The sequence below is a fragment of the Achromobacter sp. E1 genome (assembly GCF_037039475.1).
GTDB lineage: Bacteria > Pseudomonadota > Gammaproteobacteria > Burkholderiales > Burkholderiaceae_B > Achromobacter > Achromobacter mucicolens.
On sequence record NZ_CP146253.1, the window covers coordinates 3,783,705 to 3,798,540 of the forward strand.

15 protein-coding genes are annotated in these 14,836 nt (G+C 66.7%); 3 read left to right on the forward strand and 12 right to left on the reverse strand.

The genetic code is table 11. From position 1 onward, the window contains the following. Positions 1-11: 11 nt before the first annotated feature. Positions 12-1,034 (forward strand): hypothetical protein, encoded by a 1,023-nt coding sequence (locus V6V88_RS17555; RefSeq protein ID WP_338615824.1) that lies wholly within the window; start codon positions 12-14, stop codon positions 1,032-1,034. A 33-nt stretch (positions 1,035-1,067) separates the two neighbouring features. Here V6V88_RS17555 and V6V88_RS17560 read toward each other — a convergent pair whose 3' ends face one another. From V6V88_RS17560 to V6V88_RS17600, 9 genes are all read right to left on the reverse strand, one after another. Continuing rightward, complete coding sequence (locus V6V88_RS17560) at positions 1,068-1,724, reverse strand: methionine ABC transporter permease (protein ID WP_056324005.1); 657 nt, start codon at positions 1,722-1,724, stop codon at positions 1,068-1,070. Next, complete coding sequence (locus tag V6V88_RS17565) at positions 1,705-2,808, reverse strand: ATP-binding cassette domain-containing protein (protein WP_155721784.1); 1,104 nt, start codon at positions 2,806-2,808, stop codon at positions 1,705-1,707. Before V6V88_RS17565 ends, V6V88_RS17560 begins: the two co-directional genes overlap by 20 nt. 6 nt (positions 2,809-2,814) lie before the next feature. Further along, positions 2,815-3,618: a MetQ/NlpA family lipoprotein gene (locus V6V88_RS17570; RefSeq protein WP_223576522.1), complete on the reverse strand. Its 804-nt coding sequence runs from the start codon at positions 3,616-3,618 to the stop codon at positions 2,815-2,817. A 272-nt stretch (positions 3,619-3,890) separates the two neighbouring features. After that, complete coding sequence (locus tag V6V88_RS17575; protein WP_223576143.1) at positions 3,891-4,316, reverse strand: CopD family protein; 426 nt, start codon at positions 4,314-4,316, stop codon at positions 3,891-3,893. Between the two features lie 105 nt (positions 4,317-4,421). After that, positions 4,422-5,351 (reverse strand): DUF2242 domain-containing protein, encoded by a 930-nt coding sequence (locus tag V6V88_RS17580; RefSeq protein WP_338615825.1) that lies wholly within the window; start codon positions 5,349-5,351, stop codon positions 4,422-4,424. 207 nt (positions 5,352-5,558) lie between these two features. Continuing rightward, on the reverse strand, positions 5,559-6,749 hold the full coding sequence (gene blaAMZ / locus V6V88_RS17585) for an AMZ family class C beta-lactamase (RefSeq protein WP_338615826.1): 1,191 nt from the start codon (positions 6,747-6,749) through the stop codon (positions 5,559-5,561). A 154-nt stretch (positions 6,750-6,903) separates the two neighbouring features. After that, a complete protein-coding gene (locus tag V6V88_RS17590; RefSeq protein ID WP_338615827.1) occupies positions 6,904-8,220 on the reverse strand; it encodes an amidohydrolase family protein in 1,317 nt (438 codons plus the stop codon). A gap of 93 nt (positions 8,221-8,313) precedes the next feature. Beyond that, complete coding sequence (locus V6V88_RS17595; protein ID WP_338615828.1) at positions 8,314-9,099, reverse strand: alpha/beta fold hydrolase; 786 nt, start codon at positions 9,097-9,099, stop codon at positions 8,314-8,316. Continuing rightward, positions 9,096-9,974, reverse strand: a complete 879-nt coding sequence (locus V6V88_RS17600; protein WP_338615829.1) for a fumarylacetoacetate hydrolase family protein — start codon at positions 9,972-9,974, stop codon at positions 9,096-9,098. Before V6V88_RS17600 ends, V6V88_RS17595 begins: the two co-directional genes overlap by 4 nt. 264 nt (positions 9,975-10,238) lie before the next feature. On the opposite strand from V6V88_RS17600, the gene V6V88_RS17605 reads away from it, so the two are divergent. Continuing rightward, positions 10,239-11,093, forward strand: coding sequence for an AraC family transcriptional regulator (locus V6V88_RS17605; protein ID WP_338615831.1), 855 nt, complete (start codon positions 10,239-10,241; stop codon positions 11,091-11,093). A gap of 26 nt (positions 11,094-11,119) precedes the next feature. Here the strand turns inward: V6V88_RS17605 and V6V88_RS17610 are convergent, their stop codons facing one another. Both V6V88_RS17610 and V6V88_RS17615 read right to left on the reverse strand, forming a co-directional pair. Further along, positions 11,120-11,797, reverse strand: coding sequence for an SMI1/KNR4 family protein (locus tag V6V88_RS17610; RefSeq protein WP_338615832.1), 678 nt, complete (start codon positions 11,795-11,797; stop codon positions 11,120-11,122). Between the two features lie 16 nt (positions 11,798-11,813). Continuing rightward, the gene (locus V6V88_RS17615; protein ID WP_338615833.1) at positions 11,814-12,401 is read right to left on the reverse strand and encodes a hypothetical protein; all 588 of its coding nucleotides are present in this window, start codon (positions 12,399-12,401) and stop codon (positions 11,814-11,816) included. A gap of 109 nt (positions 12,402-12,510) precedes the next feature. Here V6V88_RS17615 and V6V88_RS17620 point away from each other — a divergent pair, with 109 nt between their 5' ends. Next, a complete protein-coding gene (locus tag V6V88_RS17620) occupies positions 12,511-12,996 on the forward strand; it encodes a hypothetical protein (RefSeq protein WP_338615834.1) in 486 nt (161 codons plus the stop codon). A 4-nt stretch (positions 12,997-13,000) separates the two neighbouring features. On the opposite strand, the gene V6V88_RS17625 is transcribed toward V6V88_RS17620, so the two are convergent. Beyond that, the gene (locus tag V6V88_RS17625) at positions 13,001-14,626 is read right to left on the reverse strand and encodes a methyl-accepting chemotaxis protein (RefSeq protein ID WP_338615835.1); all 1,626 of its coding nucleotides are present in this window, start codon (positions 14,624-14,626) and stop codon (positions 13,001-13,003) included. Positions 14,627-14,836 lie beyond the last annotated feature (210 nt).

Consider the following 14,836-nt stretch of genomic DNA (forward strand, 5'->3'; position numbering starts at 1 on the left):
TCGCGCGCCACATGAACGACCCGCAAGCGCCCGCCACGGCTGCCGGCCCGGCCGCTCTGGCCACGGCTCCGCCCGAACCCGGCTGGCTCCTGAAGGCCGCCACCTGTCTGGTCTATTCCGCGATGCTGGCGTGGACCGTCTACAGCAGCCGTCCGGAAACGATGCTGGAGGTTGCGCAACTGGCCTTCGGCGGCGCCATGCTCCTGGGCGCCCTGCTGCTCGTCGTCCTGGGCGTCTTTTCCCTCTGGAAACGCTTTCGCACGCCGCGCAACCGCGTGCGCATCATGCTGGGCGCGGGGGTGTTCCTGCTGGCCGCCGTGGCCGTGCCGCTTGCCGAACGCAGCCACGACAACCGCCAGCGCGACATCGCCAACACCGAAATCCGCAAGGCCATCGACGCGCTGCGCATGCAGGCCGGCGGCGGCTCCGGCGTGCCCGAAGACGTGCCGGCCATCGACCCCTCGCCCAAGGCCACGGGTCCGTACGGCGAAATGGAACGGGCCATGAAAACCGTGGCCGGCGAACGGCTTGCGCAGCATCGCGCCTACCTGCAGGAACTCAAGGAAATCGGCCTGCCCCGGCTCTTTGACGCCGGCCGGCTGGCGCGCGACTCGGGCCTGATCGAAAGCCGCCTGATTCTGGAACAGGCCGAAAAGCTGGTGCCCGCCTACCGGCAGCAAAGCCTGGACGTGCTGGACGAGATGCCCGCGCTGGTGCGCTCGCTGACCATCTCCGAACCTGAAAAGGCAAAGATCCTGCAGGCGCTGACGGACTCGCGGGCGGCAAGCAACGAGAAACTGCGGCGCGTCTGGGACCTGGAAACGCAGATCCTGCACGAGTTCGGGCTGATGATCACGCTGCTCGATGACAACCGTCAGTTCTGGTACGCGGACCGCAACGAATTGAAGTTCGGCCGCAACGCCGACCTGACGCGCTTTCACCAGCACCAGGACACCGTCAACCGGCTGGCCCGCGAGCAGGAACGGCTGGCGGCGCAATCCCTGGCGGCCATGCCGCAGGCGCCGCTGCGCTGAGCCGGATAAGGCTTCCATGACGCCACGCATGCGCTAGCGCTTGTGGTCGGCGCGGCGCGACAGCCACTCGCCGGTGAACTGCACGATCGACACCAGCGCGATCAGGATCACGATCACCTCGAACATCACCCGCGTCTCGTAGCGTTCGTAGCCGTAGCGGATCGCCAGATCCCCCAACCCGCCCGCGCCCACGGCGCCCGCCATGGCAGACGCGTTGATCATGGCGATCACGCTGACCGTCATGCCGCCGATGATGCCCGGCAAGGCTTCGGGCAGCAGCACATGGCGCACGATGTGCCACCGGCGGCAGCCCATGGCGCGCGCCGCCTCGACCAGGCCGTGGTCCACGTCGTTCAGGCTGACCTGCGCAATGCGCGCAAAAAACGGAATCAGGTTCGCCGACAGCGGCACGATGGCCGCCCACGTGCCCAGCGTCGTGCCTACCAGGAAGCGCGTGAAGGGCAGCATCGCGACCAGCAGGATGATGAAGGGGATTGCGCGGAAGGTATTCACCGTGACCGACAACGCCTTGTTCAAGCGCGGACGCGGGTACAGACTGCCCGGCGCGGTGACGGTCAGCACCACCGCCAGCGCCAGGCCGGCGCCTATGGCGATGGCCGCGGAAATGCTCACCATCGTCAGCGTCTGCAGAAATGCCTGCAGGTATTTGTCAAGCATCGGTAGCGACATAGCCAAGTACCTTGATCTGATCGGCCACCAGCGCGGCGCGCGCGGCCTCTTCCTGTAATGCGCCTGCGGGCACCGACACCAGCAGGCTGCCTTGCGCGTGGCCACGCAGCCGGTCCAGTCCGCCGTGCAGCAGCGTCGCGCCTGGCCCCATCGCAGCCAGCGCCTGCAGCGACACGCCGTCGGGCCTGCCCTGGCCGGTAAAGCGCAACCGCAGCACCGCAACGCCAGGACGCCCGTGCAGATCGGGCACCAGCCGTGCCGCCAGGTCCGCCGGCAGATCGTGCTGCAACGGCCGCAGCAGCGCGCGCGTGGCATCCGCCTGGGGGTTGCCGAACACGCGCCACACCTCGCCCAGCTCGACCTTGCGGCCGCCATCCAGCACCAGCACGTTGTGGCAGACCTCGCGGATCACGGCCATGTCATGCGTGATCAGCACGACGGTCAGGCCCAGCTTGCGGTTGATGTCCAAAAGGAGCGCCAGGATGGATTGCGTGGTCTCGGGGTCGAGCGCGGACGTCGCCTCGTCGCACAGCAGGATCTCGGGCTCGTGGACCAGCGCGCGCGCAATGCCCACGCGCTGCTTCTGTCCGCCGGACAGCTTTGACGGGTAAACATCGGCCTTGTCCCGCAGGCCTACCATCTCAAGCAGCGCCTCCACCCGCGCCCGCGCGGCAGCCGGCTTCACGCCCGCCACGCGCAGCGGCAGCGCGACGTTTTCGGCCACCGTCTTGGCCGACAGCAGATTGAAGTGCTGGAAGATCATGCCGATGCGGCGGCGCAGGCCCACCAGCGCATCCTCGTCCAGGCTGCCCACGTCCACGCCGTCCACGCACACGCGGCCCGCGCTGGGCCGTTCCAGCATGTTGATCGACCGCAGCAGCGTGGACTTGCCCGCCCCGCTGCGGCCGATGATGCCGAACACCTCGCCGCGCGCGATCGAAAACGACACGTCAGATAGCGCCGCAACCGGGCCCGCGGGGCCTTGGTACTGCTTCTGCAGGCCCTCGAACACGATGTGCGCGTCGCGCGCCGGCGCTTGCGTGGCGCGCATGGCGTCCTGGGGCAGGGAAAGTTCGCGTTGCATGATTGCCTAGAAGACCGGGATCACCGACCCTTCGAACTTCGTCAGGATGAACTGGCGCACTGCTTCGGAGTGATACGCCTTGACCAGCTCGGGCACCCACGGCGCGTCCTTGTCCTGCTCGCGCACCACAATGATGTTCACGTAGGGGTTGTTGTCCTTCTTCTCGACCGCGATGCCGTCGCGCGTGGCGATCAGCCCGGCCTGGTACGCAAAGCTGTTGACGATGGCGGCGGTGTCCACGTCCGGCAGCGAGCGCGCCAGCACCACCGATGCGCTTTCCACGAAGTCGAGCTTCTTGGCATTGGACGTCACGTCGGCCAGCGTGGCCGTGCCGGTCGCCGGATCAAAGCCGTCTTTCAGCGTGATGAGACCCTGGTCGCGCAGGATGACCAGCGCGCGCGTCTGATTGCTGGGATCGTTGGGAATGCCCACCTTCGCGCCGTCCGGCAAGTCCTTGAGCGACTTGTACTTCTTGCTGTAGAACGCGATGGGCGAGATCAGCGTGTTGGCCACCGGCACCAGCTTGTAGCCGCGCTGCTTGATCTGGTCGTTCAGGAAGGGAATGTGCTGGAAGGCGTTTGCCTCGAGATCGCCGTTATTCAGCGCCTCGTTCGGGCTGGCGGTGCCGGTGATGACGACGGGCTCGACGGCCAGGCCATTTTTCTTGGCCACCTGCGCCACCACTTCCCAGATCTGCTCGTCCACGCCCCCGCGCACGCCCACTTTGAGCGGCTTGGGGTCGGCCGAGAAGGCGGGGCCGTGGAACATGGCGGCGGACGCCAGCACCGCACCCAGCAAGCGCTTGAACATCGGCGCCCATGCGAAACGCGCGGGCTGCGCACCGCCGGAAACGGACGCGTCCGCCGCGGCCTCGGCCGCAAAAGTACGAATAGTCATGATGGAATCGCCTCTGAACCCGTGCAGTGATGAGAGGAGACGATTCTAGGGACGGGGCTTGTGCGCGCGAACGACTTGTTCGTTGAGTCGTTATTACGCGGTTGATTCGATATGGCGCGTTGTCATATCGCAGTGCAGGCATGGCGCCCCCGCCATGCGCCGGACCGGCGGCCAGGCGTGCCCGTTCAGAACGGTTTGACCACGACCAGCGTCACGATGGCCGCTGCCGCCAGCACGATGAACGGCGCCTGCAGGTCGATCAGGGGCGGCCGCTTGCCGCTGCCGCCGGCCATGCGCCGCAGCGATGCGCTCTGCATGCCGAGCAAACCGGACAGGCTGATCGCGAAGGCGACCTTGATCCAGATCCAGTTCATCGCAAACCAGCCGAACGTCATGGCCAGGTGCAGTCCGATCAACCAGGTGATGACCATGGCCGGCGTGGTGACGAACAGCGTCCAGCGGCGCAGGACGTGGAGCATGCGGCGCTCCTTGGGCGCGTCGTCGCCATGCTCGGGCTGCGACGTCAGGAGAAAAAGCGACACGAAGAGCGAGCCCACCAGCCACGCCACGGCGGCCGCCACATGGGCCATTTTCAGGAGTTGGTATGTCATGGGCGGCATTATCGCCGCTCGCGGCCGGCGCGATGCGGCGCGCTGGCCTGCAGTGTTTGCGCTACGGCAAACGCGCCGGCGGTGGATGCGCCGGCGGCAACGGCGTCAATTGCCGGTTTGCGAAGCCGGCGCGGGAGCAGGCGCCCCTTCGGCGGGCGTTCCCGCGGCGGCAGGTGCGGCCGCGGGCGATTCTGCGGCGGGCGATTCTGCGGCGGGCGATTCTGCGGCGGGCGATTCTGCGGCGGGCGATCCCGCGGCGGGCGTTCCCGCGGCGGCGGGCTCCCCCGAGGCGGGCGTCTTTGCCGCCGGCGCAGACGTGGCGGGCGCTGTGGCGGGCGCCGGCTTGTCGCCGCCGGCCGCGGCCGGATTCAGCGTGTCGGCCGGCGCATCCGGCGCCACGACCGGATCGGCCGGCGCCTGGGCCGGGGCTGTGGCGGGAGAAGCCGCCGACTTTGACGCCGCTCCCTTCGGCCGCGCAGACGGCTCGCGCGGCGCGGCGGCCGCCTTGGCGTCGGGCAGGTATCGCTCCAACAGCTGGAAGAACCCGTCATAGAACTTGGGGCGCGTCACCGTCTGGCTTGCCGTCTTGACCAGCGAGTCGTCGCTGCCGCCAAACGGCATCGAGACCTGGCCCAGCACGCTGACCCCCACGCTGGCCGAATTGCCCGTGCGCTTGATCGAATAGCGGTCCTGCACGGCATTGGCGAACACGGTGGCGCCTTCGTGCGCGCTGCCGTCGGGCGCACACTCCACGTTGAAACTGATCTGCGTATGCTGCCCGTCCTCGCCCTCGAAGTTCTTGTGGCCGGTGACGCGCGACGGTTCGTACTTGTCGATGTTGTATCCCTGGCTGAGCAAGGCGCGCCGGCCCGCATCGCAGGCGGCGCTGCTGGCCGCCGGAACGCTGCGCGAGTAGGTATCGCTTTGCGCGAAGTCCTCTCGCTCGTAAACGGGCTTGGGGGAAGAACATCCGGCCAGGACGGCCGTCAGGGTGGCGAACAGGGGAAAAACGATACGGCGGGTGGCGCGTGGCATGAGAGGTCCGGCTTGGAGCAACGACGTGCATTATCCGACAAGAAACTCGGCCGTTTATTGGGGACGGAATTGATCGGAGATATGTTGAAACAGGTTCGCATTCCGACGTTTCCCGGCTAATGGCCGTGTCCCTATATGCGAGGCCGCCTCTGGGGACATCAGGCGTCGTAATTCGTATCGAATTCGATGCGCGGCATCTGCAAGGTCCTACCGCGCGGCGGGCGGCGCCAAGGGCTGCTTGTCCACCGCCCCCAGAATTTCCGCGGCCAGACGCACGCGCGCGTCGTTCGGGTAATTGCGGTTGGCCAGAATGACGATGCCGAGCTTGCGCGCGGGAACAAACGCCACGTAGGCTCCGAAGCCGTTGGTGGACCCCGTCTTGTTGATCCAGGTCTGGGCCTGCGGCGCCAGCGGCGGCTGCAGCGCCTGGGCCGGATGGCTCTGGCTGTTCAGCGTGCCGGCGTTGGCCGTCAGCAGCGAATCCAGCGGCACGGGATACGGGAACTGCTCCCACACCATGTCCTGCGTCATTGCGCCCACCTGGTAATAGCCCACGTGGGTGTCCGCGATGGCGCGGCGGATGTCCTTGTCCAGCACGTCCATGTCCATGCTGGCCTCGACGAAGCGCAGCAGGTCGCGCGCGCTGGTTTTCACGCCATAGGCCTCGGCCGCCAGCACGCCCGGATTCACGCGCACCGGCGCGCCCTGCTTGTTGTAGCCCTGCGCGTAGCGCGACGCCTTGGCGGCGGGCACCTCAATAAACGTGCTGGACAGCCCCAGCTTCGGAAAAAGGTCCTTTTCCATCGCCTGGGCAAACGGCTGCTTCAGGCTTGCAGCGGCCACGACGCCCAGCATGCCGATGCTGGGATTGGCGTACGAGCGATACGTGCCGGGCGCATGCTCCGGCTTCCAGGCCTTCAGGTATTGCATCAATTGCGCGTTGTCGCGGACCTCGTCCGGCACCTGCAACGGAAAACCGCCCGTCGTGTGCGTCGCCAGGTTCAGCAACGTCAGCTTGGCGAACTCAGTGCCGGCCAAATCAGGCAAAAATCGCGCCGGACTGTCGGTCAACTGCAACAAGCCCTTGGCCTGCGCATACGCGGCAAGCGTCACGGTGAAGGTCTTGCTGATCGAGCCCACTTCGAAGATCGTGTCCCGATTGACGGCGCGTCTCGTCTGCAATGATTCGACGCCATAGGTGTAGAAGCGCTGGCGGCCTTGGTGCGTCACCGCGATCACCATGCCCGCGATGTCGTGCTGGCGGATGACCGCACGGGCCGCCTCGTTCACGACACTATCGATGTAGGGCAGCTCGGAGCGTGCGACAGCCGAACTGGGCAGGGCGCCAAGAAAGCCAGCCGCAAGGAGGCTGGCGCAGAAATATCTACGGGTGAACATGCAGCGTTCTCAGGAAGGGGACGGACCGTCCGCCGGGACCGGCGGCGCGGCGATGCCGAATCGTACCGCGCCGCGCCTGCCATCAGGCGCCCTTCCCCTGCTGCGGCCGACGGGCAGGTCCGCCGACCGGGACGCCAGCCATCGGCGCCCCGCGTCAGGCCAAGGCCGGCTCGGCTCGCGACGGCTGGACCGCATCCCTGTGCACCGTGCCGTCCTGCGCCGTGGCGCACGTATCCTTGCATACCTTGCCGTCCTTCATCACCAGGACGATCCGGTCGGGATCCACCAGCATCGACAGGTCGTCCAACGGGTTGCCGTCCACCATGACGACGTCGGCCATGTAGCCGGGACGCAACATGCCTAGCTCGTCGGGCCGCTGCATGATCTGCCCGCCCAGTCGCGTGGCCGCCACCAAGGCCTCGACCGGCGTCATGCCAATATAGTCGACGAAGTATTGAAGGTCGTTGGCGTTCGTGCCATGCGGCATCCACGCAAAGCCGTAGTCACCGCCCGGCAGGATGCGTATGCCGCGCTTGTGCATCTTGCGCAGGCTTTCCGAGGCAATCTCCAGCTCGCGCTTGTAGCCCATGCTTTCCGCGATCGCGGGGGTGATCCCGTAATCGGACGCGTGGTAGGCCGTGCGCACCAGCCAGCCGATGCCGGGCGCGACAAAGTGCCTGTCCTTATTGGCTTCCAGCATATCCAGCGCTTCGTCGTCCGCGAAGCTGGCGTGATAGACCATCTCGATGCCGTGGCGCACGCATTGCTTGACCGACTCGCTGGACCGGGCGTGCGCCGCGATCCGCTTGCCGTAACGCTTGGCCTCGGACGCCAGCATCGCGATTTCATCTTCCGCGAAGGGCGACATCTCGGCCGGCAGGCCAGCGATGTATTCGCCCGACAGATTGATCTTCAGGTGGTCGACGCCGTACTTGATGAACGTGCGGACCGAACGGCGGATTTCCTCCGGGCCGCTGCAGACGCTGCCAAAGCTCAGCTCTGCGAAATGCATGTGCGGCAACGTGTTGTCGCCCAGCGCGCCGATGGTCGTGATCTCCTGGCTGCCGGCAAGATAGCGCGGCCCCGGGCATTCGCCGGCCTCGATTGCATTGCGCAGCACCACGTCCAGCCGGGGCTTGGCCGCCGCCGCGCCGATGGCGGAGGTCCATCCCATTTCCAGGTAGCGCTTGGCCACGCGCACACACCACAAGATATGTTCCTCGGGCGGCATGAACTGGATGGCGGCCAACGTGGGCTGGTCGTTCCACGAGAAATGCGTATGCGCCTCGGTCATGCCCGGCATCAGGAAACGGCCCTTGCCATCGACCATGCGCGCTCCGTCCCGGTTGACCCGGCCGGGCAGGCGCGCCACCTCGGCGATGCGCCCGCCATCGATCAGCAACTCGCCGTCAAAGACGTCATCGCCGCTTCCATCAAAGATCACAACGTTGGTAATCGCAATTCTGGACATGAGTGGTCTCCTCCCGGACCGCGCGGGACCGGAATTTTTTATGAAAAGTATTGATGCGGGTTGGGGGCCGCAGTTCTGCCCGGCAGGCGGGTGTTAGCCCGGCAGATCCGCATGAAACGCCTGGAACGCGGCGATGCAGGCGCCGGGCTGCTCGAACGTCGTCCAATGGCCGCAGCCTTGCACGACGGTGCAGCGGCTGCCCGGGATGCGCGCGGCCATTGCTTTTACGTGCGCGGGCGGCGCGACGCCGTCCTCGTCGCCCGTCACCAGCAGCACCGGCACGCCCAGCCGTTCCAGATCCGCGGCGCGCGCGTCGGCCAGCGCTTCGCAGCTTTGGGCATACCCTTCGGGCGGCTGCCGCATCACGCTCTCCCTGACCAGCGCCAGCACCGCGGGCTGTTCCGCCTTGGTGCGGCTGCTGGTGGCGCCCTTGACGATGGCGTCGGCAATTTCCTGCAGGGCCGGTGCGCCCTGGCGGGCCAGCGCCGCCCGCGCCCGGATGCCCGGCCGGCCCGCTTCGGGGGGCTCGGCAAGCGGGCCGAACAGCGCCAGCGAGCGGACCTGTGCGGGGGCTTTAAGCGCAAGATGCTGCGCGACGATGGTCCCCAGCGAATGCGCCGCCACATGCACGGGGCCGCAATCCAGCTCTTCAAGCATGCGCGCCAGCGCGTCGACGTAGCCCGCGACCGACAGGGTGTCGTCCGGCAGTGGCGATCGGGCGCTGCCCGGCAGGTCCGGGCGGATGACACGAAAGCCCGTCAGGGCGGCCATCAGCGGCGTCCACGTATTGGACGAGCCGCCCAGCCCGTGGATGCACAGCAGCGCGGGGCCGTCGCCGTCGATTTCCACCGACAGGCCCTTGATGTTTTGTGTCGTCATGCCGGCGCTCCCACGAATTCGTTCTCGATGCTTCCCAACCCCTCGACCTCCACCCGCACCACGTCGCCCGCGGCCAGATACCGGGGCGGCGTCATGCCCATGCCGACCCCTGCCGGCGTCCCGGTGGCGATCACGTCCCCCGGATAAAGCGTGATGCCGCGCGAGATCGTCTCGATCAACGCCGGGATGTCGAAGATCATGTTCTCGGTGGGCCCGTCCTGCCGCAACTCCCCGTTCACCCAGCAGCGCACACGTGTCCTTGCGCCATCGAACGCATCGGCCGTGACGATCCACGGCCCCATCGGACAGAAGGTGTCGAACGACTTGCCCATGTCCCACTGCTGATGCCGCATCTGCACGTCCCGGGCGGTGACGTCGTTGATGACGGTGTAGCCAAAGACATGATCCAGGGCCTCGCCGCGCGCGATGTTCTTGCCCGTCTTGCCGATCACCACGCCCAGCTCGGCCTCGTAGTCGATCTGCGCGGACACGCCAACCGGCAGCAGGACTTGCGCCCGCGGTCCCACCACGCATTCCGGAACTTTGGTGAAGACGATGGGCCAGTCCGCCGGGTTGGCGTCGTTGTCCTTGAAGACGGACGCGGACAACTCCTTGGCGTGTGCGTGATAGTTGCGCCCGACGCACCACAGGTTGCGCCGCGGCCGGGGCAGCGGCGCCCGCAAGACGACGTCCGACAGGCGCAGCGGCGTCAGCGTGGCGGGCAGCGGACGGCCCGCCGCGAGGTGATCAATCACGGCCTGCGCGCCGAGCTGCCTGCCCGCGTCGTCCAGCGCCAGCGGCGCGACCGTCACGCCGTCCTCCGACACCAGCCCGACGCCGGGCTCTCCATTCATCAAGAAACTTGCAATGCGCACCGCGGTCTCCTTCGTGGTTCTGAAAGTCGGCGAGCGGGTGGATGCGTCGCCATCAGTCACGACTTTAGGAGCGCGGACGGGGCTGCGCTTATCGATCGGTGCGGGAACTTATCGCAGAGTCAGATCGCGTGCTAGGTGTATACACCTAGAGCCCGGCAATGCCTGAAATCGCGCCCATAAAATTCCCGCAAATGGCCTCGGTGGACAGGGGCACCGGCGAGAGTCAGCGCGCTCATCGCCCGATCAGAAATTGGGAGACAACGCATGCAGGAAACTTACGCCTTGCACGAGGGCGCATTCGGCCGCGCGGTCGTGCTGGAGCTGCGCGGGGACCTGATCGCGCATGCGCACGCAGAAATGCAGCTGGCCCTTTGGCTGGGGGGCGCCCGGGCCGAAGCGCACGTCGGCTCGAAACTGGTTCGCTACAGCGAACAGCTTGCGCTGGGCACGAACACCTATGAGTCCCATGATGCCCGCCTGCTCGACCGTTCTGGCCCGGCCGTCTTCCTTGTCCTGTACATTGCCAAGCCCTGGCTGGACGAGCGCCGCGCCGCCACCGGCAGGCCATTCCATTTCACCGCGCCAGGCGTGCCCCTCGATCCGGCGGTGCGCCAGACCTGTTGGAGCCTGCTCGACAAGATCGTCGCGCCGCAGGACCACCCGCGCGCCGACATCGACGCGGAAGTCGAGGCGCTACTGCATGCGGCAATCGAATCGTCTTCCCAGGCGGGCCGCCCGTCCGGCCCCGCGCCCCGACCGCAGACGCTGGACCGGCGGCTTCGCACCGCGATCCTGTACATGCGAGACAACGTGCACGAACCGGTTGCGGTGGAAGACATCGCCAGCAAGGTGGGACTATCGCGCGGCCATTTCTTCGCGTTATTCCGGGACCAGCTCAACACCACGCCGCAGGTCTTCTGGAGCGCGGTGCGTGTGGAAGAAGCCGTGCGCAGGCTGGTCCAGCAGGAACAACCGCTGACCTCGGTGGCGATGGACCTGGGCTTTTCCACGCCCGGCAATTTTTCGCGCTTCTTTCGCGATCACATGGGGGTTTCGCCGTCGCGCTTTCGGCGAGCGGCGACGGGTTCCGCGCCGCATCTATTGATTGGAGTTCCCTGAAGGAGAAAGTCGCGCAGGTGATGGCGCTACGACTCGCCGCACTCCCAGCGCGGCACCACTTCGAATGGCTTGTCCGCCATGGGCGGCAACAGCGTCAATGCCGCGTTCGCGGACGCTGCATCGATCCACGCCGTGGACCCGTCCGTCGGAGCCGGCGGCGCCCCGGCCATCAGCCGCTCCAATTCCGCCTGCATGGCCTGAGGCAGATATGCCTTCAGGATGCCGACGTTCGCCCTGACGCAGGCCACGGCCTCGGCCGGTGTGAACCCGTCTTCGACCAGATGCCCGATGTCCGACGCGCTGCGCACCAGTGCATCGAAGACGAATGCCTCGAACGACGCCCACGCCACGCGGGCATCGTCGCTGTCATGCCACACCAGCGACACGCCCAAACCGCCGTCGGCGGTGGGCGTCAGGCAATAGGCATCGCCCGCGCCAGACTCTGCGAACGGGAGAAATCGCCTGCCATGCTGATACGCGGGATTGAGCCATTCCTCGGCGGTTTCGCGCGCCTGCCCCGCGTCGATCCATTCCAGGTCGTCCATGCAGGACAGCACGGGCCGGGCGGCGAGCGTGTTGCCCTTCCAATCCGCGCGCCATGCCGCGATGTCGCCATAGCTGGTGTGTCCGGCGTCGATCAGTTGGCGCAGCATTGCAGGCAGCGCAATGCCGCAGTCTTCGGCCAGTTCGGCAAGTGCCGCCATTCGTTGATTCCTCCCGTTAAAACTCGAGCACATCCAGAAAGCCCTCGGCCTCGTCCGCGTCCCCAAGGACGGCCGTCAGCGCCTGCAAGGCACGCACCCGGTGCTCGGGCTTGATTTCCCAGTCATCGTTGCGCAGGTCTTCGTCGGCCTCCAGGCAGACAAGGCCCACCGCGGCAGCGGCGGCGGCGAACGTCGGCAGGTCGGGGGCCACCATCCCGGCATCCCAGGCGCCCGCGCCGTGCCGGGCATGGAGGATCTGGCCGGTACCCGTATCCAGGATGAAGGGGTCCGCGTTCTGGTCGGCGATCATCAGCCAGTTGTCCCGCCAATCGTCGACCCGTTTTCCGCTCACGGCATCCCAGCGATAGCCGGCCTGCCGGTCCCACAGCTTATGCAAGGGTGCAAAGCTGATATTGGTTTCGGACAGCGTGATGCCGACCGGTCCCACGTTCTGGTGACGGGTGGCGCCCCACGGGCCCACCTGTTCGTAGAAGTCGGCCACCCCCTGCGGCAGCGCGAGGCTGCCTTGCCACTGTTCGCGCGGCTGCGGGCGCAGTTCGCCAAACCGGGCGAACTGCGCCCGGATGTGTTCGAAGGAATTCATGTGAGTGCGTGTCCTGGCAAGCGCCCGCGGCTTGGAGATAAATCGTGCGGCGCCAAGACCGCATTTTGCTACATTTGAACGCCCGCCTTATTGCGCCCACGGACAGACCATGCGCCCACCGTTTGCTGTTTCCGCACGCCCCGCCCCCACGACGGGCTTTCTTCGTTTGCGGATCCTGACGCCCATGGCCGTCCTGGCCGCGCTTTTTGCCGGTTCCCCCGCCCATGCGCAGCAATGGTTCGAGGTGCCGCCGCGGCCAGATCACCCGAACGTGTCCATTCGGATCGGTGGCCTGCCGGAAACGCGGCAGGCCTCGGGGACCGCCAAGGGTAAGATGGAAATGCGCTACACCGCCGCCCAGACGATCCCGGGCGGGGACAAGCAACGCGCAAGCTATGACCGGGCGGTCACGGACGTGCTGTTCGATTGCCGGCGGGCGCAAGTCGGTTTCCTGCCGTCCACCACCTACTACCTGCGCGACAACCTGGTGGCCGCCATCAAGGACGAGACCTTGGACGAAAGCCAGGTGCAGTTCGTGCGCTTTGCGCCAGGCAGCCCGCAAATGAAGGCATTGCAGGCCGCCTGCGGCAAGTAGCGGGCTACGCCAGCATCAGCGCCCCGCGCGCTTGCGCCGGCGCCGGATCCTGGCCGCGCCGCGCGCCGTCTTCGGCCAGCCGGAACACACCTACCGCCCGCACCAGCTCGCGCGCCTGATCCTGCATCGAACCCGCGGCGGCCGCAGCTTCCTCGACCAGCGCCGCATTCTGTTGCGTGACTTCGTCCATCTGCGCCACGGCCCGGTTCACCTGATCGATACCGCTGGCCTGTTCGTGCGAGGCGGCGGCGATCTCGCCCATGATGTCCGTCACATGCTGCACCGCCGTGACAATCTCCTGCATGGTTGCGCCCGCGCCTTCGGCCTGCCGGGCGCCCGCGCCGACCTTGCCTACGGAATCCTCGATCAAGGCCTTGACCTCGCGCGCCGCCTGCGCGCTGCGCTGGGCCAGCGAGCGCACCTCGCCCGCCACGACGGCAAAACCCTTGCCCTGTTCGCCCGCGCGGGCCGCTTCGACCGCCGCGTTCAGCGCCAGGATGTTCGTCTGGAAAGCGATGCCATCGATCACCGACACGATGTCGGAAATCTTGTGCGAACTGGCCGAGATGTCCTGCATGGTGCCCACCACCGCGGACACCGCCGCGCCGCCGCGCAGCGCAATCTCCGATGCGCTGGCCGCAAGCTGGTTGGCCTGGCGCGCGTTGTCGGCGGTCTGCTTCACGGTGGAGGCCAGCTCTTCCATGGAGGCCGCGGTTTCCTCCAGCGATGCGGCCTGCTCTTCGGTGCGGCTGGACAGGTCCGTATTGCCAGCGGCGATCTGGCCCGACGCGCTGGAGATGGTCTCCGATCCCTGCCGGATCGCGCGGACCGCGCCCGCAAGCCTGTCCTGCATGTCTTGCAGGGCATGAAGCAGGCGTCCTGTCTCGTCCCGGGACCCGGCTTCGATACGCTGGCCCAGGTCGCCGCTTGCCACCGTCTCGGCAGCCTTGACCGCCCGGGCGAGCGGACGCGTGATCGACCGGCTGACACGCCAGGCCAGCAGGGCCCCGACCGCCAGCGCCAGCGCCGACAGGCCCGCGTTCAGGCGCTCGGCCTCGTCGATGACCGCCTGGCTTGCGGTTCCCGCTTCGTCCATCTCGGCCGCCTGCTGCCGGGAAAGCGCAATGATGTGATCCTGCAGGCTGTCCAGGATGGGCAGCGTCTCCTGTAAGAGCCGCTGGCGGGCGCCCTCGCGGTCGCCGCCTTTGAGCACGGCGCCAACCGACTGGAATGACTTTACGTAACGGCCGCGCGCTTCTTCCAGCGCGCGCAGCCGGGCAGCGGCGTCCGCGGTCTTCATCAACGGCCGCATCGTGGCCAAGGCCTCATCGATGCGCTTGCGGTTGGCTTCGATCAGCTCGAACAGCCGCTGCGTCGCCGCCGGGTCCGGGTTGACGATCAGTTCCAGATTGGCGCGTGCGTTGGCGCGCGTTGTCACGTCGACCACCGATATCGCGTTGGCTTTCGCCCAGGTTTCCTGAGTGATCATGCGGTTGATGCCGCCTATGCGCGTCAACTCGTAGTGCGACAGGCCAGCCAGGGCCAGCAGCAGGGCCAGCACAGCGCCAAAGCCCAGGCTCAGCCGGGCGCCAATGGAGAGATTGCCGAAATGGATGCGAAGCGTCTTCATGAGGGTCTCTTGCAGGGGTGTCGATCTTCAGCCATTGCCATGCAATCAGGTGCAGCGTTAACACACGGAAATTTCATGGAACATCGAACAGGGGGAAAACCCCAGTCTAGGTTTGATGTCACATTTCGCAAATATTTATCCGTTTATTAATTTGCGATTGAACAAAGACAACGCACTTATGCTGCGCAGCAGCAACGTTATTGACATCAA